General features: G+C 59.4%; 19 protein-coding genes. 14 read left to right on the top strand and 5 right to left on the bottom strand.

From position 1 onward, the window contains the following. Positions 1 to 60: 60 nt before the first annotated feature. Positions 61 to 420, top strand: a complete 360-nt coding sequence (locus AAIH70_RS13365; RefSeq protein WP_132274964.1) for an ArsR/SmtB family transcription factor — start codon at positions 61 to 63, stop codon at positions 418 to 420. A 168-nt stretch (positions 421 to 588) separates the two neighbouring features. Here AAIH70_RS13365 and AAIH70_RS13360 read toward each other — a convergent pair whose 3' ends face one another. From AAIH70_RS13360 to AAIH70_RS13340, 5 genes are all read right to left on the bottom strand, one after another. Next, positions 589 to 3,339 (bottom strand): TonB-dependent receptor, encoded by a 2,751-nt coding sequence (locus AAIH70_RS13360; RefSeq protein WP_132274967.1) that lies wholly within the window; start codon positions 3,337 to 3,339, stop codon positions 589 to 591. Positions 3,340 to 3,456: 117 nt separating this feature from the next. Beyond that, on the bottom strand, positions 3,457 to 4,413 hold the full coding sequence (locus AAIH70_RS13355) for a FecR family protein (protein ID WP_207908260.1): 957 nt from the start codon (positions 4,411 to 4,413) through the stop codon (positions 3,457 to 3,459). A 123-nt stretch (positions 4,414 to 4,536) separates the two neighbouring features. Then, positions 4,537 to 5,049 (bottom strand): RNA polymerase sigma factor, encoded by a 513-nt coding sequence (locus AAIH70_RS13350; protein WP_132274970.1) that lies wholly within the window; start codon positions 5,047 to 5,049, stop codon positions 4,537 to 4,539. A 520-nt stretch (positions 5,050 to 5,569) separates the two neighbouring features. Beyond that, positions 5,570 to 6,193, bottom strand: coding sequence for a pyridoxamine 5'-phosphate oxidase family protein (locus AAIH70_RS13345; protein WP_132274973.1), 624 nt, complete (start codon positions 6,191 to 6,193; stop codon positions 5,570 to 5,572). Between the two features lie 109 nt (positions 6,194 to 6,302). Continuing rightward, on the bottom strand, positions 6,303 to 7,289 hold the full coding sequence (locus AAIH70_RS13340) for an MBL fold metallo-hydrolase (protein WP_132274975.1): 987 nt from the start codon (positions 7,287 to 7,289) through the stop codon (positions 6,303 to 6,305). A gap of 363 nt (positions 7,290 to 7,652) precedes the next feature. On the opposite strand from AAIH70_RS13340, the gene AAIH70_RS13335 reads away from it, so the two are divergent. From AAIH70_RS13335 to AAIH70_RS13275, 13 genes are all read left to right on the top strand, one after another. Beyond that, on the top strand, positions 7,653 to 9,560 hold the full coding sequence (locus AAIH70_RS13335; RefSeq protein WP_245519179.1) for a PAS domain-containing sensor histidine kinase: 1,908 nt from the start codon (positions 7,653 to 7,655) through the stop codon (positions 9,558 to 9,560). Next, on the top strand, positions 9,550 to 10,170 hold the full coding sequence (locus tag AAIH70_RS13330) for a response regulator transcription factor (protein WP_132274981.1): 621 nt from the start codon (positions 9,550 to 9,552) through the stop codon (positions 10,168 to 10,170). The genes AAIH70_RS13335 and AAIH70_RS13330 overlap by 11 nt, the downstream gene beginning before the upstream one ends. Before the next feature lie 308 nt (positions 10,171 to 10,478). Further along, positions 10,479 to 11,027: a TetR/AcrR family transcriptional regulator gene (locus tag AAIH70_RS13325; protein ID WP_132274984.1), complete on the top strand. Its 549-nt coding sequence runs from the start codon at positions 10,479 to 10,481 to the stop codon at positions 11,025 to 11,027. A gap of 183 nt (positions 11,028 to 11,210) precedes the next feature. Beyond that, a complete protein-coding gene (locus AAIH70_RS13320; RefSeq protein WP_132274987.1) occupies positions 11,211 to 11,813 on the top strand; it encodes a 2-hydroxychromene-2-carboxylate isomerase in 603 nt (200 codons plus the stop codon). A gap of 78 nt (positions 11,814 to 11,891) precedes the next feature. After that, positions 11,892 to 12,770 (top strand): 3-mercaptopyruvate sulfurtransferase, encoded by an 879-nt coding sequence (sseA, locus tag AAIH70_RS13315; RefSeq protein ID WP_132274989.1) that lies wholly within the window; start codon positions 11,892 to 11,894, stop codon positions 12,768 to 12,770. Next, positions 12,767 to 14,143, top strand: coding sequence for an FAD-binding oxidoreductase (locus AAIH70_RS13310; RefSeq protein ID WP_132274992.1), 1,377 nt, complete (start codon positions 12,767 to 12,769; stop codon positions 14,141 to 14,143). The genes sseA and AAIH70_RS13310 overlap by 4 nt, the downstream gene beginning before the upstream one ends. 44 nt (positions 14,144 to 14,187) lie before the next feature. Continuing rightward, positions 14,188 to 16,488 carry a molybdopterin guanine dinucleotide-containing S/N-oxide reductase gene (locus tag AAIH70_RS13305; RefSeq protein WP_132274994.1) on the top strand — a complete coding sequence of 767 codons (2,301 nt, stop codon included), beginning with the start codon at positions 14,188 to 14,190 and terminating at the stop codon, positions 16,486 to 16,488. A gap of 381 nt (positions 16,489 to 16,869) precedes the next feature. Beyond that, on the top strand, positions 16,870 to 18,522 hold the full coding sequence (locus AAIH70_RS13300) for an ABC transporter substrate-binding protein (protein ID WP_132274997.1): 1,653 nt from the start codon (positions 16,870 to 16,872) through the stop codon (positions 18,520 to 18,522). A 27-nt stretch (positions 18,523 to 18,549) separates the two neighbouring features. Continuing rightward, complete coding sequence (locus AAIH70_RS13295; protein WP_132274999.1) at positions 18,550 to 19,560, top strand: ABC transporter permease; 1,011 nt, start codon at positions 18,550 to 18,552, stop codon at positions 19,558 to 19,560. Continuing rightward, positions 19,557 to 20,405 carry an ABC transporter permease gene (locus AAIH70_RS13290; RefSeq protein ID WP_132275002.1) on the top strand — a complete coding sequence of 283 codons (849 nt, stop codon included), beginning with the start codon at positions 19,557 to 19,559 and terminating at the stop codon, positions 20,403 to 20,405. The genes AAIH70_RS13295 and AAIH70_RS13290 overlap by 4 nt, the downstream gene beginning before the upstream one ends. Next, a complete protein-coding gene (locus AAIH70_RS13285) occupies positions 20,384 to 22,117 on the top strand; it encodes a dipeptide ABC transporter ATP-binding protein (protein WP_132275005.1) in 1,734 nt (577 codons plus the stop codon). Before AAIH70_RS13290 ends, AAIH70_RS13285 begins: the two co-directional genes overlap by 22 nt. Continuing rightward, positions 22,114 to 23,196 carry an LLM class flavin-dependent oxidoreductase gene (locus tag AAIH70_RS13280; RefSeq protein ID WP_132275008.1) on the top strand — a complete coding sequence of 361 codons (1,083 nt, stop codon included), beginning with the start codon at positions 22,114 to 22,116 and terminating at the stop codon, positions 23,194 to 23,196. Before AAIH70_RS13285 ends, AAIH70_RS13280 begins: the two co-directional genes overlap by 4 nt. A 147-nt stretch (positions 23,197 to 23,343) precedes the next feature. Continuing rightward, positions 23,344 to 24,447 (top strand): LLM class flavin-dependent oxidoreductase, encoded by a 1,104-nt coding sequence (locus AAIH70_RS13275; protein WP_132275011.1) that lies wholly within the window; start codon positions 23,344 to 23,346, stop codon positions 24,445 to 24,447. Positions 24,448 to 24,516: the final 69 nt, after the last annotated feature.

Genomic DNA, 24,516 nt, shown 5'->3' with positions numbered 1-24,516 from the left:
GTACGCGTCAAGCCGTACCTTGCGCTTGCACTTGATTGCGGGCACCGGTAAAATATCCCCATGCCAGAGCTGCTTCCCCAACCCAACCGGGCCGAGATCGACCTCAGTGTGGTTTTCTCCACACTATCTGATCCGCTCCGCCGCACCGCAATTGCCATTCTGGCAACGCTTCCTGATTGCACGGAGCGCAACTGCGTTTCCTTCGGTTTTCCGGTGGCAAAGGCTTCCTTGACCCACCATTTCAAGGTCCTTCGCGAGGCAGGCCTTATCAGCCAGATCGACTACGGAAACCGACGTGCGTCTTCGCTGCGCAAGGAAGACATTGAGGCTCGATTTCCCGGCCTTCTTGCAATGCTTGTGGAGGAGCTGGAACGAAACGGTGGGGCCGCAATGGCTGTGGCGTCATCTGGACGGCGCTGAAGGAGATCATTGTCCAGGTCATGGCGCAGAATGATCCGGCCGTGAATGACTTTCACCGCCTTAACGGCCTGATCAAAACGGATACTCTACGGACAGACAGCCCAGTATCCCCGGCTCTTGAATTGGCGCCGGGGAAAGGCCGAGTTGCAGATCAGTGGAAAACTGACGTCAGAATTTAGCCGTCATGTTAAGGTGAAAAGTGCGGCCGGGAGATGGCATAAGGCCGAGGGTCAGCGCATCCATGTAATAGACATCCGTAACGTTATCGATGGCGACGTCGATGTTCACACTGTCGTTCACCTTGTAGCTCGCGAACAGGTCGAGCAAGGTGTACTTCTCCCAGTTAACGACGGTCGTGAAGCCGCCGGTCTCAGCGGTCGTCATGCTTCCACGACTGCCAACATAGGTAAGACGTCCACCTGCCTCCAGCGCATCGTCCAGCATGCGAACGCCGGCTGTCAGCGTTGCACTTTTGCGAGGTGGGAGATGCATCTGGGCGTATCCGTTCGGGATGCCTGACGGAAGGCAAGTCAATCCCGCTCTTTGCTCTGTGCAGAATTCGGTTTTGTCGTAGATCGTGCCACCCAGATCGAAATAGCCCCAGCCGACATCATAGCCGACCGACGCCTCGAACCCGCGAAACAAAGCCCGATCGATATTGCGGACCGACACGTTGGGATAGTTCGTGCGCGACAGGTAATCCTTGACGTCATTGTTGAAATAGGACGCCTTGAACCGCAGCTTATCGCCAGGAAGCATCAGGTCTTCCTGAAGGAGATTGATCCCGATTTCCTTGTTGCGAGAGCGTTCCGGTCGCACCCCGACCAGCGGGCTGGTATCGAACGAAAACCCGGTGGTTGATTCAAACAGGCTGGGAGAGCGGATCGCCTCTGCATATTTCGTGTAGAACTGCACGCCATCCCATGGTTCGATCGTGGCGCTGATCATCGGCGCCCAACCACTGTTCATCTCCTCATTGTGCAAGGTCGAGCCGTAGTTGGAGTTGTTGTCGTAGGAATGCGTCCATGTATAGCGTAAAGCTCCGTCGAATTTCAGCCAGTCGAGGGGCTTCCATTCCGCCGCGGTGAACGCGCTGGCTTCCTTGCGCCAGCCGTCACGTGAGGCCAGGAGGTCATTGGAATCGATATTGACCCTGCCGGATGGCGGCTCGATCGTTTCATAGACAAAGGAACCGCCGAACGAGATCCCCAGATCGCCCCATGCCGTGGTCAGTTCTGATGTGTTGACGATGTCGGTGCCATAACGCTTGGCAATATCCCAGTAGGCCTGGGGTATGTCCATGGTCACACCATTGCCGAAGCTGAATGCATAAGGCGTGAGGATATGGGTATCCGTATCCGTCATCCATATATTGGCTTTGAGGTCGATCCAGTCGTTCTCCTCCGGGTTCCATTTGTACCCGGCGCGGTAAGTATCGACAGACACTTCGCTGAGCGGGGCCTGGGTTGCCCCATCGAAGCGCAGGATGACCGAGGGCATCATCTCGCCGAACATGCTATGGTAGCGCATGTAGCTGAGATCGAAAATGTGGCCTCCATCGAGTTCCAGCTTGGATTTCAGGAGATAGGAGGTGTTGTCCTGCGAGGTATTCAGCACCTCTTCCCCGGCGCGATACCGGTTGAGACCATTGAGAGAGAACACCGTGTAATCGGTGATCTGTTCAGGCCTGCCGGGACGGCCCGGCCGAATGATCCTGTCAGATGTCTGCGTCAGCTCCGGTGCCCGCCCACGTGTACCGGCATAATAATTGCCGTTCTTGCGTTTTGCATAGGCCGCCACAACCTCGAGCATGTCGTTGCGCGCAGCAAATGCTACGCTGCCGGAACCGGACTTCGGCGCAAGAAAAGCAGGGCGATCCATACCGCTGGCGCTGCCGGATAGCAGGTTGTCGGGTATGGGCTCGATCGTGCATGCCCAATTGCAACCGCTTATGAAACGCGATTTGGACATCGGCGCATAGCCGCCCGGTGTGCCAACAGCAGGCGGCGATGACATATTGCCCATCATGCCGCCTCTCACCCGCACACCCCAGTTTTTATCGTCCTTGATGATGTCGCCGGCGTTGATCGTTTCCATACGAACCAACCCGCCGGTTGCTCCGACACCGTAAACACTCGCGGATGGTCCCTTCTCGATGACCGCGCCGCCGATCATATCTGGGTCGACGTAATTGCGAGACGCCACGCCGGAATAACCACGGTAGACGGTATTCTGTTGCACCGTGCCATCGATGACGACAGGCACACGGCCAAATCCCTGCATGCCGCGGACGTTCACATCCACGGCGCCGCTGTTGCGGTTGTCTCCGGTCAGAACGCCCGGCGTACCCTTGATGAAATCGCCGGCAGACGAACCGCGAAAACGCTGCACCTTCTGTTCATCCAGAAATGCACTGCTGCCGGGTGTCCGATAATTGGCGTCCTCGTCCGCCAGGCCACCCAGCGTGGCAATGCGGTTTTTGGCAGTCGTGACCGAGATTGTGTCGAGCAGGGTCGAACCATCTGCAGCAACGCCACCATTGGCGGCCGTAGGATCAATAATCGTCACGGTGTTTGGCTCGGTGAACCGGTAAACCAGCCCGGTTCCGTCAAGCAACCTGTCCAGTGCCTGCTGCGGTGTGAACTGTCCTGAAATACCATTCGTTCTTTTGCCGCGAACGAGATCGGCCGGATACAGAATTTGCAATCCTGCGCTATCACCTAATCTCGATATTGCAGTGCCCAGAACTCCCGCCGGGATTCTGTGAACGATGGCCTGTTGTCCAACATCTTGCGCCTGAGCCGCGGGGATGGCGACTGTTGTCAAGAGTATGAGCCCGAGACTACCCAGACCCAACCTCAACCGATTAGGCTTTTGCGACTTGTTTTTCATTGCCCCGTCAAACTCCTGCTTGCCCATCGCGACCGTGCTTTTCGGTCACTCTTGACAAAGACGGATTTCGATACGGAGCAACTCACCCACAAAGTTGAAAATATTTGTCATGATTTGTTCAGGACACCCGCCTCGATCGCAGGATCACGCAGGGCGTAGCAAAATCAGATAGGGCGTCAGCGCCAATGTTTTCACCGGCAGGGTTTGCGTAATGGCTTCCAGCACACGGTCTGGCCGGGTCACGTCAAATATGCCGCTGACACGCAGAGTTTGCAGGTCGCTACCCACCACTCTGATGATACCCCGGCGATAGCGGTTCAAGTCGCTGACCACCTGACCCAGAGGGACATCTTCGAAGATCAGTTTTCCGCGCTGCCACGCGATTTCCGTTTCGCTATCGACAGTCGTCACGGCTCCCAGACCAGCATGGTCGTAGCTAATTTTTTCTCCGGCATTGAGGATCGCCGAACTGGCGCCGGGATATGATACCGATACCCGGCTTTCCATAACGATCACAGTGATCGTGTCCGCGCTGCTGTGAACCACGAACTCGGTGCCGAGTGCGGTCGCGTGACCATTCCTCGCGATGACCGAAAACGGTCTGCCTGCGTCTTTGGCAACCTTGAAAAAGGCGCGACCTCTCAAAAGGTGCAGATTGCGCGCTGTGTTGGAAAAATCCACACCAATTGCGGTATCGGCATCCATGTCGATGACAGAGCCGTCATCGAGCGTAATGCTCCTGCGCTCGGCAACGGATGTCGCGTAATCGCTGGTGAGAATATCAGGCAATCCGTGAACAGTCGCAAAACCTGCGGCGAGCGCGGCTGCGGCCCCGCCTGCCAGAAACGATCTGCGTCCAACAACAACGCGACCTTGTCGTCGGGCGATGGACAACCGCTTCCTTGGATCCGCAATGTCATCCATGTCGGTCCACATCGCAGAAAGCTTCAGATATTGCCGCGCATTCTCGTGACAGACCGACATCCAGGCTTCGTGAGCCTGATAATCTTCTGCACTGACATCGTCCGATCGCAGCCGCGCGAACCAGGCAGCGGCCTCTTCCATTGATGCCCTGCGGCCAGTGTCGTTCGGTTGTGCCATGATGGTTACCATCTTTTTGGATGTGTCGGGCACGCAATACTGCCGTTCATTGAGAGCACGCTCTGTATTGAGACGTTTCCGGGCGTCGTCTGCCTCACCCTCGTCGACATTTTTTCCATATTGCTAATCCAACAGCCCATCGAGGCGATCACGACAACGGACCAGCGCCTTCATCATCAGCTTTTCGACGGCGCTTTTGCTAATTCCAAGCTGTATCGCGATATCGCCGTAACTCATTCCATCGAATTTGTGCATGATAAATACCTGACGTTGCCGATCAGGCAGCTCGCGGACAGCTTTCTCAAGTATCAGCATACGCTGGCGGTAGTCCGCTTCATGTTCCGGCGAAGGGCGATCCTCTGTCACATCGGGCATGACGTCGCCGGACATGTACCGTTCTCGCGCCGCGGCACTACGAACACGATCTTTCGCCAGATTATCCGCAAGGCGATAGAGATAGGAACGGGGATTACCGATTACCGCATCGGCCGGAATTTTCTGGAGTTTCAGGTATGTATCCTGAAGAATGTCATCGACATCAGAACTGCGTCCGAACCGTCGTGCCAGATGCCTGGCGAGATCACTGTAGCCGGTCAGAAGTATATGCAGGATAATTTTTTTGTTGCTGTCCGTCATGCCGGCTGAGTCATTTGTCACGAAGCCGTCAAACCTCAGATCGGATCGTCATTCTGGAGGCGGCAACAAGAGCTGGAATGACCACAAACAAGAAAACAATGCAATATATATGATTGAATTAGTCATGTTTTTTGACGCCAAAGAAGCAGCTTCATTGGCCATCAAGCGCAAATAGTGTCGATCGGCCCTTTGATTGCGGGCTTGGTCAAGTCTGCTTTGTCTGTGCCGGGATCATGGTCCTTTTCGAGATCATGGCCTTGCTCTGAGCCAGTCCCTCACCTCGCCCGAAACGGCATCAACATCGATCCAGAGGAAGCGGTTTCCCGCTTTCTGCCGCGCCCAATCATATTGCCTCATCCAGAAGTGCGACTGTGCCCAGCCCCAATTACGGTCGGGGCGAAAGCCTGTGGAGATCTACAAAAGCCTGCGCCTTGATTGCGTCTGCCTTCGTAGGGAACAGACGTTCTAAACATCGATAATTCAAGATCGGCTCCAAGCCCTGCGGCCTGACGGCAATTCATCATCTTGCAGAATTATCCAGTCGTGCACGCAGGGTTGCGTTTTCGGTTTCCAGTTGCAGCAAACGTTCACGAAGAGGAGTGACCGCCTGCTCAATCTGCTGTTCGGTGTAGCGCGGGGTGATGTGCTGCGGGCAATTCCAATCGAATGCCTCCAGGCGAAGTTTGAAGACCCGCTCCGCCCTTCCCTTGTAAGTCGGGTCGGAGACCAGCTCCGTGAGTTCCGGCTCGGCATCGAGCGACAGTCGCTCCACATGCGCATAGATTTTAAGCCGCGCACGCCTGGCATAATCCATCAGGAACAGACAGGCGCGATCGTTCACGGCAAGATTGCCGGCACTGATATACTGGCGATTGCCGCGATAATCCGCGAACGCCATCGTTCTTTCATCGACCACCTTGAGGAAACCGGCCTTGCCCCCACGGTGCTGCACATATGGCCAACCCGTTTCAGAGACCGACGCCATGTAAAAACTGTCGCGTGAGGCGATGAACGCGATCTCATTCTCACTGAGCGTGTCTGAAGGACGGTCGTGATCACCCAGCCATATCTGCTCCACGCTCATGTCCGCCTGAGCGGCCCGCACGCTCGGGGTCACAGCAACCTCAAGGAAATGATAGGGCATGCGCAGTCTCCGTGATGCTGCGGACCCGCATGGCTTCCTGGCGATGCGGGTCCGGCTTAATGTTGCCGCTAGATTTCAATCTCCGGCAAGTCCGGCTTTCAGAATTGTATCAGTCTTGCAACGCCCAGTCTGCGGTCTGCCAACGCAGTTCGCCACGATCGGCGACCACGCGGCCAAGGCCGGGAAATGGCATGTGCGTGGCGGCGATAAGCGCCCCTTCCGATGCGGCACGCGGAAAGAAGCGGTCGCGCATGGCCTGGGCCGCGGCACGGTCCTGCTCGAACAGGAAAAATACATCGGTCGCCACCGGATGCACGACCGGAAAGATCATGTCCGAAACCATGATCAGGCTCTTTCTGCCGTCTTCGATCCGCACGCCGATATGGCCGGGTGTATGGCCCGTCAGGTCCACGATCGAAACGCCCGGCGAAATCTCGCGCTCTCCGTCTATCGCCTGGAGCCTCGGATACAGCCTCGCGACCTCCTCCGCCATCTTGAAGCTGGGCTGCAGAAAATCAGGCGCACCGTTGCGTTTTGCCGGATCGGTCCAATGGGTGACATCGCGGCGATCGATATAGATCTCTGCTCCGGGATAATTGTTCTTGCCTCCCAGAACCAACCCACCCATGTGATCCTGATGCATATGCGTCACGATGACCGCATCGATCTGATCGGGCGTCAATCCAAGTGCGGCGAGTGCCTGCGGCAGGTGCCCGGTCTCCCCGATCGAACCCGCAGCACCGGCATCGATGAGGATGCGGCGCTGGCCATCCTCGACCAGATACTGGTTGAAGAGGAACCGAACCCCGCTCGGCCGGGCGGTAAACTGTGCTTTCGCAGCCTTCTCGACCTCGGGCGCGGAACGTCCCGGAAAATAGTCGTATGGCATATCCGCATGACCGTCCGTCAACGCGGTCACGGTGAACCGGCCGATGCGGATCTGCGCAAACGGGGTTACCGCAACAGGCGTGCCGGCAGCAACCTGCTTTGCTGCCTGGGCGGGCGAACTGCCCAGCAGGCTTCCACCGATAAGGCTACCGCCGACAAGGCCGAGAGGCAGGGCGCTGGTAAAGGCGCGGCGTGAAAGTTGAGACATGACGTCTTCCTCCTGATCCGTTGATCGATATTGTCAGCTTTGCGCTGTTACGGTTTCGGCTGCGGTTCTGATGATCGCGCAGACATCGTGCGGCGGCGTCAGCATCACCGCGTGGCTGCTTCGCGTCAGGCATGGCAAAAAGCACGCATGGTGTGCGCTGATCGCCCCGTATCCGTCGGCGTCCAAGCACTGCTTTCACGGTATGAGTAGGTCGGTGGATGCCCGCTCGCAATTGCGATCTAGGTCATACGCAGCTAGACGGAGGCACTGCAAAAATAGACTTTCGTCTATCAATCTTGCCTAACGCCTCGACGAGAAAACGCGTAGTTTTCAGCCCGTGCCGGCGACGCGAAGCACTGGGGAATGGACTTGGAAAAGCAGCAGGACTTCGACGCGATCATCGACCTCATACCGGCAATGGCATGGTCTACGACGTCTGATGGAATGCTCGACTTCGCCAATCAGCACTTTCTTGAATATATCGGCATGTCGCTTGCCGACATTGCGGGCGAAAATTTCTACCGGCTCTTTCACCCCGATGACGTAGATCACCTGGGCTCGCAGTGGCGGAGCATCATGATTTCGAAGACGGGAAGAGAAGTCGAAGGGCGGATAAGACGCGCCGATGGAGACTATCGCTGGTGCAGTCTCCGGCAGAAGCCCAAGCTCGACCATGACGGAAATGTCGCCAGGTGGTATGGTGTCGTCCTTGATATTGAAGATCGAAAACAGGCCGAAAATGCTCTGAAAGAGACAAAATCGGCACTGGCGGCCAGTGAAGAAAACCTAAGACTCATCATCAATTCGCTTCCTGTTCTCGTATGGTCGGCGCGCCCTGACGGCAGTGCCGATTTCGTCAACAAAAGCTGGCTGGATTACGCTGGACTGCCGGCTGAACGGATCCTCGATTGGGGATTTCTCGATCTTTATCACCCCGATGATATTCCCGGGATGGTGGAAATCTGGAAGCGTGATCTCGCGCATTCGGATCATACGCAGCTGAAAGGCCGAATTCGAGGACGGGACGGACAATACCGCTGGTTCTATTTTTCCGGCCGGAAGCTGACGGATGCCAACGGCGTCGTCCGCTGGTTCGGCGTCAATATCGACATCGAGAACCTCCAGTTTGCGGAAAATGCCCTCAGGGAAAGTGAGACAGCGCTCAGGGAGAGCGAACATAAGCTCAACCTCATCATCAATACTATCCCTGCCATGGCGTGGTCATGTACGTCGGATGGGCAGCTTGAGTATTGGAACAAGAACCTTATCGATTTCGTCGGCCTGCCTTTTGAGGAAATCGTCGGCTTTGGTTTTTATCGCATGTTCCATCCTGATGACGTCGAACGTATGCGAACAAGTTGGGAGGACGTGGTCGCCACCAGGCAACCCAACCCGGTAGACGCCCGCATCAGGCGGTTCGACGGTGAGTACAGGTGGTTTAATCTTCGGCAAAGTCCTTTGCTGGATGCGCAGGGCAATGTTGTCCGCTGGTATGGCATTGTGGTCGACATCGAAGACCGCAAGCGCGCCGAGGAATCCTTGCGGCAAAGCCAAAGCCACCTCGCGCAGGTCACCCGTGTTACGACGATCGGCGAACTCGCGGTTTCGATTGCGCACGAGATCAATCAGCCACTCATGGCAGCCGTAACCAATGCTGGAACATGCCTCCGCTGGCTGCAAGATGGACACACGGATCTTGAACAGGCCCGTTTGGCAGCGGAGCGGGTCGTGACGGATGGGCATCGTGCCGGCGAGATCGTCACCAGCATACGTGCGATGGCCCAAAAGTCTCCTGCGCGGATGGAGAAAACCGATTTCAAGAAAGCGCTCGGCGACGTGCTTTTTCTTTTGCGGGAAGAGTTGCAATCGCGAGGCCTGCAGGTCGCTCTGGATCTGACTCCGGAACCTGTCGATATTCTCGGTGATCGCACCCAGCTTCAGCAGGTCCTTCTCAATCTGATCATGAACGGCGCCGAGGCAACACCGCAAGGTTCAGAAGCCGTCATCAGGGTCGCGTGCAGGCGTGGCAATGAAGGCGAAGTCGAGGTTCGCGTTTCCGACACCGGCAAAGGGATACCGCCCGAACAGCTCGACCGCGTGTTCGAGCCGTTCTTCACCACGAAATCCGATGGGATAGGAATGGGGCTGTCGATCTGCCGTTCCATCGTCGAAGCACACGGAGGGCGCATCTGGGCGACAGCCAATCATCCGCACGGAAGCTCATTCCTGTTCACGCTATCCCGCTTCAAGGAGACGGCCGTTGATCGATGACAAGAAGAACAGGCGGCCAACGGTCATCATCATCGATGACGATCAAAGCGTCCGCGAAGCCCTTAAAGGACTGTTCGAGTCAGTGGGCCTGAGCGTCGAGACACACGGTTCCGTAAAAGATTTCATGGAAGCAGACGATCCCGAAAAGGCCGGATGTATCGTTCTCGACATACGCCTTCCCGGCCAAAGCGGGCTTGAGTTTCAAGAGGCGTTGGCGAAGAGCAATCTTCCGCGGTCCGTCGTGCTCATCAGCGCCCATGTCGACGTGCCAATGGCGGTGAGGGCAATGAAGGCCGGCGCAATAGATGTCCTGACCAAGCCGGTTCGCGAGCAAGATCTGCTGGAAGCCGTCAACCGGGCGATTGCCAATGACGCCTTTCGCCGAGAGGAAAGAACGGCGAAAGCGGTCATCCAATCGAGATACATGACGCTGACGGAGCGTGAGCGTCAAATAATGGCATTGGTGATCGCCGGCAAACTGAACAAGCAGATCGCCGCAGAGCTGATGCTGGCGGAGCCAACAGTGAAGCTGCACAGGGGTCACATGATGGGGAAGATGAAGGCAAAATCGGTCGCCCATCTGGTCAAAATGGCTGATGGCTTATTGTAGGCACGCCCCCTGATCAAAACACCGGTCGTGCTGCCGACGAAGAGAGCGGAACCGAACCTCTAACCCAAGATTTGGTTCAAGCCACGGTCACACCGCGGCAAGCAAACCATGGACTTGCTTCGGCAAAGTGGAGAGGTCTTCTTGCTGTCGGCAAGCCGAGTCCTTGGCATATGGCCTGCCGACAAGGCGCCGATTGCCGCAGTCTGTTGCGGCAACCCGAGTGGTGAAACGTCAGTCCCGGCTTGACCCGTCTCGGCCCCGTCTCCATCATCGGGTGACAAGAGAATCCGCAAGTCCGGCAGACAGTGATGACATCAGGTGACAGATCGACCCGCGACGACCTTCTGGCGCGCCTGGGCGACATTTTTTATGCCAGCGGTACCTATCTGGTCGGCATGACCGAGCTGGTGCGGCATCTGCAAACGACGCGGGCAACCTTCTATCGCCACTTCGACAGCAAGGAAGACCTGCTCGTCGCCTATCTGGAAAAACGCGATGCCGCAGTGCGCCAACAGCTGGCGGACGTCACGTCGGGACGAACCGGCGCTGGCGCCATTCTCGATGTCTTTGCAAATCTGGAACGCAAGACCAGCGCCGACAACTTTCGCGGCTGCGCCTTCCTGATCGCGGCGATCGAAAACCCGCAATCGCCGAAAATTCAGGAAGCGGCACGCAATCACAAAATTTTCCTGAAGGATTTTTTCGCAGGTCTGCTGCAGAAGGATCCGGATGGCGCAATCGCCGAACAGTTGCTGCTTCTTTACGAAGGCGCACTTGCAGGCTCCATCCTGCGGCGGGAGGCGGGTGCTGCGGCAACAGCCAAAACCATTGCGGCAATGCTCGTCAAGGACCAATGACGCCGCCCGCACAGCCGAAGTCGCGCGCTTGAGCGGAAAATATTCCGGATAAGCGCCTTTAATCGAAATCCAATTCCTTCGGATGTGGCGCGACTATGCCATAAAAGGCCACCAAGAACGACCGTTCTACAAAACATCAGGCTGCCGATTGTTCAGGCGCGGCCGACATTCGGAGGATATGACATGACCAAGACCATCGATTACTTTTTCGGCCTCGGATCGCCCTGGGCCTATGTCGGCCTGGATGCGTTTGCGGCGCTTGCGGCTGAACAGAATGCAACGATCGTTCCGCATGTCATTCCGCTGATCGAGGACAATGGCGCGATCTATTCGCGCAACCGCCCGGAGGCGCGTCGCGCCTATTGGACCAAGGATCTGAAGCGCTGGGCCGCCCTGCGCGGCAAGGTGCTGAATTTCGATAATCGCGCTGCCCTTTCGGATCCGACACCGGCCGGTTTTCTGGTGATTGCCGCGGCTGAAGCTGGTCAGGACTGGCTGAAGCTTGCCCGCGCGCTGCACGAAGCCTTCTGGGGTCGCGGTGAAGATATCGGCAAGGCCGAAGTGCGCCGCGCCATTGCCGATGCCGCCGGTTTTGACGGTGCTGCGCTTGAAGAGCAGGCGCATGGCGATGCCGTGCAGGCCATCTGGAAAACCAATCAGGAAACCGCCAAGGCCGATGGCGTGTTCGGCATTCCGACCTATCGTTACGAAGGCGAACTCTACTGGGGACAGGACAGCCTGCAGTTCCTGGAACGTCACCTCAAGGGTGAAAAACTCGTCGCCTGATCGATCATCAAGACCGGCCGCGATATCCGTCGCGGCCGTTTCCATTCTGCAGCAAGCCTGTCTTTCAGGAGTTTTTTCATGTCGCTTTCCTTGCCCGGTTCTCTCGTTTCCACCGAATGGCTGGCCTCCCACCTCGATGATCCGGACCTCGTCATTCTCGACGGCTCGTTCAAGCTGCCGGGTGCCACGCCGATTGCGGCGGAAGACTTTGCCGCAAGACACATTCCGGGCGCCCGCTTCTTCGACATCGACAACGTTGCCGATCACGACAGTGCATTGCCGCACATGCTGCCGACCGCCGGAGCATTCGAAAATTATGCCGCGGATCTCGGCATCTCCAACGACAGCGTGGTCGTGATTTACGACACACCCGGCCTGATGTCGGCCGGCCGCGTCTGGTGGACCTTGCGCACCTTCGGTCACGACAAGGTTGCGATCCTGAATGGCGGGTTGCGCAAGTGGCAGGCGGAAGGTCGGCCGGTAACGGCGCAACCGGCATCGGTCACCAGGGGCAATTTCAAAGCTGCATTCGACCCAGCCGCCGTGCGCTCAAAGGCTCAGGTTCTCGGCAATCTCGGCACCCAGGCCGAACAGGTGATCGACGCCCGCTCGGCCGGACGCTTTACCGCCGAGGAGAAGGAAGCCCGGCCCGGCCTGCGCTCCGGCCACATTCCCGGCAGTCTCAACCTGCCGTTCAACGCGCTGACCAACCCGCAGACCGGCGAATTGCTGGATGTGTCGCAAATCCGCGCGGCCTTCGAAAAGGCAGGTCTCGATTTTGCCGCGCCCGTGATCGCCAGCTGCGGCTCAGGTGTCACGGCAGCCGCCCTTGCCTTCGGCCTGCATCTGGCCGGCAAGGACGATGTCGCCATTTATGACGGTGCATGGACAGAATGGGGCCAGCCGGGCGAAACGCCTGTCGATACCGGGCCGAGCGCATCGGGAGCGGCAAAGTGAGCGGTTTCTCCGCAGCCCTTGCGGACACGCTCGGCAGCCGTTTCGGTGATCGTTACTCCACCGCGCAGGCCTTGCGCGAACAGCATGGTCGCGGCGAATCCCACCACACGCCGGCCATTCCCGATGCCGTCGTGTTTGCGCAAACCACCGAGGAAGTGGCCGAAATCGTCAAGCTGTGTGCAGCCGATGGCGTGCCGGTCATCGCGTTCGGCGCCGGCACTTCGCTGGAAGGGCACCTGACGGCGGTGCGCGGCGGCGTTTCGATCGATCTGTCGCGGATGTCGAACATCACCCGCATCAGCGCGGAGGATCTCGATTGCACGGTCGAGGCCGGTGTGACCCGCGAACAGTTGAACACGCATCTGCGCGACATGGGCCTGTTTTTCCCGATCGATCCCGGCGCCAATGCCTCGATCGGCGGCATGGCTTCGACCCGCGCTTCCGGCACCAATGCGGTGCGTTACGGCACGATGCGCGAAAACGTGCTGTCGCTGACCGTGGTGCTGCCCAATGGCAAGATCATCAAGACCGGCGGCCGCGCGCGAAAATCGTCTGCCGGTTATGATCTGACCCGGCTGTTCGTCGGTTCGGAAGGCACGCTCGGCATCATCACCGAAGTGACGCTGCGGCTTTACGGCATTCCCGAGACGATCTCGGCGGCACTGTGCTCGTTTGAAAACGTTGAGGACGCGGTTGCGGCCGCGATCGCGGTCGTGCAGCTCGGCATTCCGGTTGCGCGCATGGAGCTGATGGATCGCGGGCTGATCAAGGCGGTCAACGCCTACTCGAACCTGCCGCTCAAGATCGAAGACACGCTCGCTTTCGAATTCCACGGCTCGCCGGCAGGCGTGCAGGAACAGGTCGAGATGGTGGAGGCGATCGTCAAGGAGAATGGCGGCAAGGATTTCGAATGGGCAAAGACACCGGAAGATCGTAACCGCCTGTGGAAGGCGCGGCACAACGCCTGGTATGCGGTCGTTTCGCAACGTCCCAATGCAAAGGGCTGGTCTTCCGATGTCTGCGTGCCGGTTTCGCAGCTGAGCGGCTGCATCATCAAGACGCGTGAATTGCTGGTCGGCTGCTCCGTACCCAATGCCATTCTTGGCCATGTCGGAGATGGCAATTACCACGTCGTCTTCGCGGTCGATCCGACCAATCAGGCCGAACTCGACGAGGTCGCAGCCATCAACTCCAAAATGGTCGAATATGCCATTTCGGTCGGTGGCACCTCGACCGGCGAGCATGGCGTCGGCACCGGCAAGATCAAATATTTGCGCAAGGAACACGGCGATGCCGTCGATCTGATGGCGGTCATCAAGAATGCCATCGATCCAACCGGCATCATGAACCCCGGAAAGATTCTGCCGGATTAGGATCGATCCGTTTGTCAGCGCCCCAATCATCAGGATAATTCGCGATGAACAGTTTTCAGCCGCACAGTTCCCATTGGGGCGCCTTTTCCGGTCGTCTGGAAAACGGGAGGCTTGAAATCAGGTCTCATCCGGGCGATCCGCACCCGTCGCCGCTTCTCGGCAATATCCCGGCGATTGCCGACAGCCCGGTGCGCATTCGCCGGCCGGCGGTCAGACGCGGCTGGCTGGAGGGCAAGCCGGGTCATGAACAGATGCGCGGTGCCGACGAATTCGTGGAGGTCAGCTGGGCAGAAGCGCTGGAGCTGGTCTCGAAGGAGCTGCGCCGCGTTTACGACGTGTTTGGCCCGACCGCCGTTTTCGGCGGCTCCTATGGCTGGTCGAGTGCCGGCCGCTTTCATCACGCGCAGAGCCAGATCCATCGTTTTCTCAACGTGCTCGGCGGTTATGTGAAATCGGTCAACACCTACAGTTCCGGTGCGGCGATGGTGATCATTCCGCATGTACTGGGGCCTTATGACAGTGTCGACCGCAAGAGCGTGACATGGGATGCCATCGAGCGCTCAACCGAACTTCTGGTGGCCTTCGGCGGCATGGCGGTGAAAAACACCGATGTGCATGGGGGCGGCATCAGCCAGCATGTGGTTCTGCCAAAACTGCGCGGCGCCAGCGCTCGTGGCGCACGGTTTGCGCTGATCAGTCCGCTGCGCGACGATTTTCCCGCCGATGTGAATGCCGATTGGCTGCCGATCATTCCGGGCACCGACATGGCGCTGATGCTGGCTCTGGCACATGTGCTCGTGACCGAAGACCTGCATGACCGTGATTTTCTCGATCGTTACACGGTCGGTTACGGGAAATTCGAAGATTATCTGCTGGGACGCACGGATAGTGTCGCAAAGACGCCGGAATGGGCAGCAAAAATCTGCGGCATTGGTGCCGAGGTGATCACCGATCTCGCCCGCCAGATGGCGCGCTCGCGCACCCTGATCACCGTCAGCCATTCGCTGCAGCGCGCCGATTATGGCGAGCAACCGGTGTGGATGGGCATCGTTCTGGCCGCCATGCTCGGCCAGATCGGGCTGGATGGCGGCGGTTATTCCTATTCTCTCGGCGCACTCGGCAATATCGGCAAAAGCCTGCTGGCCGCTCCGCTGCCCACTCTCAACCAGTTCAAAAACCCGGTTACCGATTTCATTCCCGTTGCGCGCATTTCCGACATGCTGCTGCATCCGGGCGAGGAATTTCACTACAACGGCAAGGCGCTGCATTACCCGGACATCCGCCTTGTCTATTGGGCGGGCGGCAACCCGTTTCACCACCATCAGGATATCAACCGGCTGCGGCGCGCGTTTCGCAAACCGGATACGCTGATCGTTCACGAATCCGCCTGGACCTCGACGGCGCGTTTTGCCGATATCGTGCTGCCGGCAACGACGACGATCGAGCGCGACGACATCGGTGCCGCCGACCGTGATCCCCTGATCATCGCCATGAAGCGGCTGATCGATCCAGTGGGAGAGGCACGCGACGACTACGACATCTTTGCCGACCTGTCGCGCCTGCTCGGCACGTCCGAGACGTTTACGGAAGGCCGGACATCGAAGGAATGGTTGGCAGCCCTGTTCGAGACGACGCGAACGGCGCTTGCAGCCGCCGGCCATGAGGCGCCCGATTTCGAAACCTTCTGGCGCCAGGGCGAACTGCATCTGCCGACCAAGCCGGATAAGGGTGGCCCGGCAAACGCATTCCGACAGGATCCGGCAGCATCCCCATTGCAGACGCCGTCCGGCAAGATCGAGATCTTTTCCGACACCGTCGACGGTTTTGGTTACGACGACTGTGGTGGCCATCCGCGATTTTATCCGCCGCGCGCCGAGACAGAGGATGCGCGTTTTCAATTGCATCTGGTCTGCAACCAGCCGCACCAGCGGCTGCACAGCCAGCTCGATTATGGCGGTTTCAGCCGTTCCACCAAGATCAGGGATCGCGAACCGGTGCGCATAAACCCGGCGGATGCGGCGGCGCGCGGCATCACGGATGGCGACATCGTAAAACTGTTCAACGCCCGCGGCAGCTGCCTTGCGGCTGCGATCATCAGCGAGGATGTGCGGCCGGGCGTGATGCAGCTGGCAACCGGCGCCTGGTTCGAAGCCGACGATCCGGCTGCAGCAGATGCCATGTGCATCCACGGCAACCCCAATATTCTGACCCACGACATCGGCACGTCGAAACTGGCTCAAGGGTCGACCGGCCAATTGACCCGCGTCGAGGTGGAACGGTTTTCCGGCGAACTGCCCGCAGTGCGGATTTTCGAGGCAATGGCCTTCTCGGCCGACGGACGCTGATCCCCGCCCTCGCAATTTGCATGGGACCACATCGGAAAAGCAGACCCTCACAAACGCTGAAACAGAAGAAAATAATCTACTAAGTCCATAGAAAGAGAATGATCGGTCTTCCTCGTTGACGCTGTCTTGCCTAGGCTTGCTCTCATGATTTTTGTCAAACCAACACGAAGACGCATCTGTAGCGAATAGGCAAAAGCCTCCCTCGTTCATTCACCAGCAACCCGTCCTCTGAGCGGGCGCCCTCGCCGAGCGGTTCATCCATCGGCGAACGGTTTTCTGCGCGCTTTTTACAGCGCCGACAGGATCAGAACGCATCTGCGGAACGGGGGAATCCGATCCGCAACCAGAACCGGCAACAACGTCAAGCCTCAGGATTTACCCATGACCGACCGTTCCACCCTTCTGTCTCTTTCCCGACGCCGCCTGTTGCTGACCGCGTCAGCTTTGGCTGCCGTAACACTTGTCGCGACAACCGGCCTGTCTCCGGTTCTGGCCGCCGACACACCCAAGGAGGGCGGCGACATCACCTTCCTGATCGACTCGCTGGGCGATACCTGGATCCCCAACAACAGCGCGATCTCCAGCTTTCAGGGCCATATCTGGGGCCATGTCACCGACAAGCTTCTCTACGTCGATGCCGAGGGCAAGGTCAGCCCTTGGCTTGCCGAACGCTGGGAGCAGAACGACAACGCCACCGAATTCACCCTTCACCTGAAGAGCGGTGTGACCTTCTCCGATGGCGAGCCGCTGGATGCCAAGGCCGTCGTTGCCAATCTCGATATCTGGTATGCCGGTCGCAAGAACGAAGGCATCAACCCGATCGGCCTCTTCCCGAAAACCTATGACCGCGCCGAAGCCGTCGATGCCGCCACGGTGAAGGTCTTTTTCAAGAAGCCGACACTCGGTTTCATTCCCACACTCGGTTATCACGGCTCGATCCTGATCTCGCCAAAGAGCATCGCCCAGCCTGCCTCGGCACAGGCGGATCTCAGCAAGACCGCCGGCAGCGGCCCTTATGTGGTCGAGAGCTGGAAAGAGGGCGACCACGTCACACTCACCAAGCGCAAGGACTATAACTGGGGACCGGCAGCCGTCGGCCATACCGGCCCGGCCTTCCTCGATACGATTACCTACAAGCTGGTCTCGGAACCATCGCTGCGCGTCGCCTCGGTTCAGTCCGGACAGGCGGATGTCGCCTATAACGCATCGCCCCAGGAATTGAAGTCGCTCAAGGAAGAAGGCTTTACCGTCGCCACGCCGCGTTATCTCGGTTTCGTCAATGGCTGGGCGGTCAACACCAAACATGCCCCATATGACGACGTGAAGGTACGCCAGGCGCTGCAGGCCGGCATCAACCGCCAGGAAATCATCGACACCGTCTATACGCCGGACTGGAAGCTCGCGACCTCGTTCATCCAGAGCAACGTGCCCGGAGCGACCGACCAGAGCGCGCTTCTGGCATTTGACCCGGCCAAGGCCGAAAAGCTGCTCGACGAGGCCGGCTGGGTGAAGGGCGCCAATGGCATCCGCGCCAAGGACGGCAAGGAACTGGTGCTGACCATCCATTCCAACCCCTATCTCGCCACCTCGAAATCGGTCGACGAACTGATCGCGCAGCAGCTCGGCAAGCTCGGCTGGAAGGTCGTCATCCGCGCCTATGACGTCGTGACCTACGGCGAAAAGGTGAAGTTCGGCGGCGCTGCCGTGCCGACCTATGAAGTGACACGCAGCTTCATCGATGCAGGCACCGTGGCCGGCATCCTCACCAATGCCAACAACGGCGAGAACTGGTTCGCGCTGGATGACCGCGACGCCAAGATCAACGAGCTGCGCGACAGTATCGCCGGTGCCGGGTCCTTCGATGAACGCAGCCCGCTCTTGAACGACCTGCAGAAGCATGTCCTCGACCAGGGTTATTTCATCCCGCGCACCCAGATCGTCCAGCGCATCTACGTGCAGTCGCCGACGCTGAAGGGCGAGACCTATAACGGCGTGGCTTACGCCAGCTATTACACGGCCTTCATCGCCGACTAACGCAACCGAACCATGCGAGGCACCGGCATGAGCAATGCCTACCTAACCTACGCCGCCAAGCGGCTCGGCCAGGCGGTCGTCGTCATCCTGCTGGCCTATGTCTTCACCTTCGTGGTCGTCAGCATCCTGCCTGGCGACCCGATCACCAGCGTTTTGCGCAACCCGCAGAACGGTTTTTCCGAACAGGAAATCGGTGAAATCATCGCGGCACAGGGGCTGGACCAGCCGGTTCTGGTGCAGTTGTGGCATTCGCTCTCTGGCTTCCTGACCGGCGATCTTGGCGTGTCGATGCGCTCCAACCGGCCCGTATCGACGCTGATCGCCGAAGTCATTCCCTCGACGCTGATCCTGGCGTCGAGCGGACTGGCGGTCGCTCTTTTCCTGGCATTCGCGGTCGCCTACGGCACGCAGGTGCTGCCGAAGCGCTACGGCCAGGGGTTGCTGCGGGCATTCCCGTCACTCTTCCAGTCGACGCCCAATTTCGTCATCGGCCTGTTCCTCATTCATCTTTTCGGTTTTCAGCTCAGGCTGTTCCGCGTCATCGAGCCCGACAGTTTCTGGGCCACCCTGTTTGCGGCAATCACGATCGGAATTCCGTTCTCGGCGCAGATCGCCGAAGTGCTGATCGCCAATCTCGATCACGAGGCCAAACAGGAATATGCCTCGGTTGCCCGCAGCCGCGGCATCGGCCAGCGGCGCCTGTTTACGAGACACCTCCTGAAGCCTGCGTCGCTGCCGGTCGTCACCGTCATCGCATTGACGGTCGGCGAACTGCTTGGAAACTCCCTCATCACCGAGACCGTTTTTGGCCGCACGGGTCTTGGCAGTCTCGTCCAGCGGTCGGTCAGCACGCAGGATCTGCCTGTGCTGCAGGCCATTGTTTCGCTCGGCGCCGTCGTGTTCGTGCTCGTCAACCTGATCGCCGACCTGCTGTATCCACTGCTCGATCCGCGCGTCAAAATGGTCGTGGGGAAAAAATACCGGTCCACAGCCGCCGGTGAACCGTCTCTTGACCCGACCAAAGCGGTGAATCCATGACTTTTGTATCGAACTCCTCCCTCCCCGTCAGCCGGTGGCAGGAGTGGCGCGCCGCTCTTCGCATGCCCACTATCGTCGCCCTGTCCTTTGCCGTGATCGCGATCGTCATCGCCTGGTCGCTGGCGCCGCAGCTGTTCACCACATACAGCCCGGTCGTCGGCGTTCCGGCCGACAAACTCCTCGGTCCCAGCCTGTCGCATTGGTTCGGCACCGACCATCTCGGCCGCGACCTCTATACCCGCGTCGTCTATGGCACCGCCTCATCCGTATCGAGCGCGCTTGTGGCGGTCGTCATCGGTGTTCTGTTCGGCGGGCTGATCGGCCTTCTGGCGGGTTTTCTCGGCGGCTGGGTCGATATCCTGTTGGCGCGTCTGGTCGACGTGCTGCTGTCCATCCCGAAATTTCTGCTGGCGGTGATCATCGTCACGGCCATCGGCTTCGAGACCATCAACGCGGCGATTGCAACCGGCATTTCGGCCGTGGCGTTTTTTGCCCGCGTCACTCGCTCCGAAGTCATCAAGACACGGCAGGCGACCTTCGTGGAAGCCTCGTTCCTGTCGGGCGGCTCGCGCTGGTATATCCTCTCACGCCACGTTGTGCCCAATGCCTCGCGCTCGGTGCTGCCGCTGGCCGTGCTGCAGTTCGGCGAGTCCATTCTGGTGATCGCCAGCCTGGCCTTCCTCGGCTACGGCGACCCGCCGCCTTCCTCCGACTGGGGCCTGCTGATCTCGATCGGCAAGGATTACCTCAAATGGCCGTGGCTGGTTTACGCCCCCGCTTTCGTAACGATCGTGACCGTCCTCTCTGTGAACAGGATCAGCCGATGGCTTCGCAAGACAGACTGAATACCCATCTCACCGCTATCAAGACTGTAGCCTCCCATGCAGCCAACCCGACATCATTGGTGCGCGCGGAAAATCTTTCGGTTTCCTATGGCGGCAACAAGGTCGTCCATGATGTGAGCTTCGAGCTGGGCCGCGGCAAGAGCCTTGCGCTGATCGGCGAATCCGGCTCGGGCAAATCGACGATCGCCCGTGCCGTTCTGCGGCTGCTTCCGAGCGGCGGCCACGCCAGCGGAAAGGTGGTGTTTGACGGGCAGGATGTGCTGTCGCTGTCCGAGCGTCAGTTCCGGCCATTGCGCGGACGCGCCATCGGCTTCGTACCGCAGGATCCCGGCAATTCGCTCAACCCGGTTCGCACGATCGGTGCGCAGGCGATGGAGGCGGCCGCCCTGACCGACGAGCCCAATGCTTCGATCCGCAAGGAACTCATTCTTGAGACCTTCGCGCAGGTGGGGCTCGACAACCCGCAGCGGGTCTACGATTCCTATCCGCACCAGCTCTCCGGCGGCATGTTGCAGCGTGTGCTGATCGGCCTTGCCGTTCTACCCCGCCCCGCCCTTCTGGTCGCCGACGAACCGACCTCTGCGCTCGACGTGACGATCCAGAAGCGCATTCTCGATCTCCTCACCCGCCTGCAGCACGATCTGGATATCAGCCTGCTGCTGATTACCCACGATCTGGCGATTGCTGCCGAACGCGCCGACCAGCTTGTGGTGCTGAAAGACGGCAGCGTGCAGGAAGCCGGCAAAACCGCATCGGTATTTTCGTCGCCGACGTCTGCCTATGCCCGCAAACTGCATGCCGATGTGCCGGCGCTCAACCCGAACCGTTATGCAAAACTGAGAGATCCGGGTTTCCGCCTGCTCGACGGCAAAACCGCCAAGGCCCCGAAGATCGAGGTCAATTCCATCACCAAGACATTCGAGGTCGATGGCAAGGTGCTGACCGCCGTCGATGACGTTTCGTTCGCGGTTCCGGCCGGCACCACCCATGCGCTGGTCGGCGAATCCGGCTCGGGCAAGACCACGACGATCCGGCTGCTGCTCGGGCTGGACGAACCCGATACCGGCAGCATTTCGGTTGCCGGCGACGACCTGGCCGGCCGGTCGCAAAAAGATCTGCGCGCGGTCTGGCGTCACCTGCAACTGGTCTACCAGAATCCTTTCACCTCGCTCGACCCGACATGGACGGTGGAGCGTCTGGTGCGCGAACCTCTCGACCGCTTCAAGATCGGTACGGCGGCAGAGCGGACACAGCAGGTGCGCGAGGCGCTCACCAATGTCGGTCTGGCCGACCATCTCCTCTCCCGCAAACCGGGTGCGCTTTCGGGCGGCCAGCGCCAGCGCGTGGCGATTGCAAGGTCTCTGGTGCTGAAGCCGGATGTCATCGTTCTCGATGAACCGACCTCGGCGCTCGATGTCAGCGTGCAGGCGGATATCGTCGAGGTGCTTCTGTCGCTGCAGGCAAAGCTTGGCCTGACCTATGTGTTCGTGTCGCATGATCTGGCGCTGGTGCGCCAGCTTGCCCACACCGTCTCGGTCATGCAGCGCGGACGCATCGTCGAGCACGGCACTGTTGGCGACATTTTCGACAACCCGAGCCACGCCTATACGGCGACGCTGCTGGAATCCATCCCCTCCGGTCTCTCTGGCGACACATCCGAGGCGGCGCATCGGCGCGTATCGCGCGCCGAGCGCAAGGAGGCGTTTGCATGACCATCGCCCTGCCGACCACCACCCTGCCCGCCGCGTTCCGGCCCAAACAGCGGTTGGGTTTCAACACCCGCGTCTCCTTCAACGACGATGATGGTCCCGCCAAAGGGCTGCGCGACGGCATCGAGCTTTACCGGCAGGCCGAACAACTGGGTTATCAATCCGGCTGGGCCTATCAGCGGCATTTCGACCATTACCTCTCATCGCCGCTGCCCTTCTTCGCGGCAGCCGGACAGCATACAAGCCGCATCACGCTCGGATCGGCCGTCATCCCCATGCGCTATCAGGACCCGATCCTTCTGGCGGAAGCAGCCGGCACCACCGACCTACTGATAGGCGGCCGGCTGGAACTGGCCATCTCGACCGGTGCGAGCGGTGCCTTCGACGCCGTTTTCGGCACGGTCGAAACCGATGCGCGCACCGAAGCCAAACGCCGGCAGGCGCGTTTCCTCTCGGCACTTTCGGGCGACGTCCTTCACACGGTGACGGAAGCGGGTCAGGGCGCGCCAAAAGGTGCCGAGCTTCGCGTCACACCCCACAGCCCGACACTGCGGTCGAGAATTCGCCAGGGTTCCGCCAGCCTGAGTTCCGCCGTGCAGGCTGCCGAACTGGGGATCGGCCTGATCTGCGGCACCGTGCAGCACGATCAGGACGATGGCGAGACTTTTGGTGCCTATCAGGCCCGCATCATCGAGGCCTATCGCAGCAACTGGCGCCGGATCTGGGGCACCGAGCCGCCGTCCGTTGCCGTTGCCGCATCCATTCTGGTCGGCACCACGCCGGATCTGCGCGAAAAATACGCGGCCTATGATCTGGATCGCCGCACCAATGGCATCGCGGCGTCGCGCCCCAAGGGTGCGCTCATCCCCGCGGCTCAGCCAGCCGGAGCGCAGATTTCACCGGTGTTTCAGGGTGCACCCGATGAGGTTCTGGAAGCCGTGTTCAATGATCCGGGTCTGGCGGCAGCGGACGAGATCATCCTCTTCCTGCCGCCCGCCTTTGGTTTGGCCGAAAATATCCGGCTGCTGACCGATCTGGCCGAAACGGTTGCCCCGAGCCTCGGATGGTCGCCCGCCGTCTAGCCGCCTTCTCGATGCGGGTTTCGTCTCACGCACCGCAACAGACAATATTTTCTACGAACTGAATAGAAAACGAAAGACCCGTGTTTTTCACCTTTCATTGCCCGGCCTAACCTCAAGCCAACGGTCGGTTATCTCAAGGAGTTCAAAATGACTGCGGAATTCATCAGCGTCAGCTTTCCCAATGAATCGAACGACCTCAACCCCATTCCGGATGCACCGGTCGATCCGCTTTTCCTCGAGCGTTACGCACGCGCACTCGATGATTACGGTTTCAACTACACGCTGATCCCCTATTCCTCGTCCTCCTTCGATCCGTTCACGCTTGGCGCGACCGTTCTTGCCCACACGAAGAATATCAAGATCATCGTCGCGCTGCGCCCGAACACGGTTTATCCGACCGTTGCGGCCAAATCGCTCGCCACGCTAGACCAGCTGAGCGGCGGCCGTGTCGTCGTCCACTTCATTGCCGGCGGCAGCGATGAGGAACAGGCCCGCGAAGGCGATTTCCTCAACAAGGAAGAGCGTTACGAGCGGCAGGAGGAATATATCCGTATCCTGCGCCTCGCATGGTCATCCAAGGAAGCCTTCGATTTCGACGGCAAATATTACCAGTTCAAGCAGTTCCGCAGCGCCGTGCGCCCGACCAATGGCACGATCCCGATTTCGCTCGGCGGTTCCTCCGACGCGGCTTACCGCATCGGTGGCTCGCTGTGCGACATTTTTGGCCTGTGGGGCGAGCCGCTGGCGGAAACCAAGCAGCAGATCGACCGCGTCTATGCCGAAGCGGCCAAGGCCGGCCGCACCGATCGCCCGCGCATCTGGGTCACCTTCCGTCCGATCGTGGCCGAAACCGACGAACTGGCCTGGGAAAAGGCGCACAAGGTTCTCGACCAGCTGACAGCCAACCGTCAGAAGGGCCTGCATCGCGCTCCGGTCAACGCTCCGGCCCCGGCCAATGTCGGTTCGCAGCGTCTTCTCGACATCGCCAAACGCGGCGACGTGCATGACCGTGCCCTCTGGTACCCGACCGTCACCGCCACCAATGCCAGCGGCGCGACCACTGCGCTTGTCGGCTCGCCACGCACGATCGCCGACAGCATTCTCGATTACATTGATCTCGGCTGCGACCTGATCTCCATCCGCGGTTACGACAACTACAATGATGCGGTCGATTACGGTCGCTACATCCTGCCGCTGGTGCGCGAAGGCATTCGCGAGCGGGAAGACGCAAAAAAGAAGGCTGCCGCATGATTTTGCGGCCCGGCTCACAAGGCCGGGCCGTCTGCCTCCAGCTCACGTAAACAGCCAGAAAGCCCAGAC

The organism is Neorhizobium sp. BT27B, from assembly GCF_050455485.1.
Classification (GTDB): domain Bacteria; phylum Pseudomonadota; class Alphaproteobacteria; order Rhizobiales; family Rhizobiaceae; genus Neorhizobium.
Note: the sequence above shows the minus strand (reverse complement) of the source record. Positions and strands in the feature narration are given on the sequence as shown.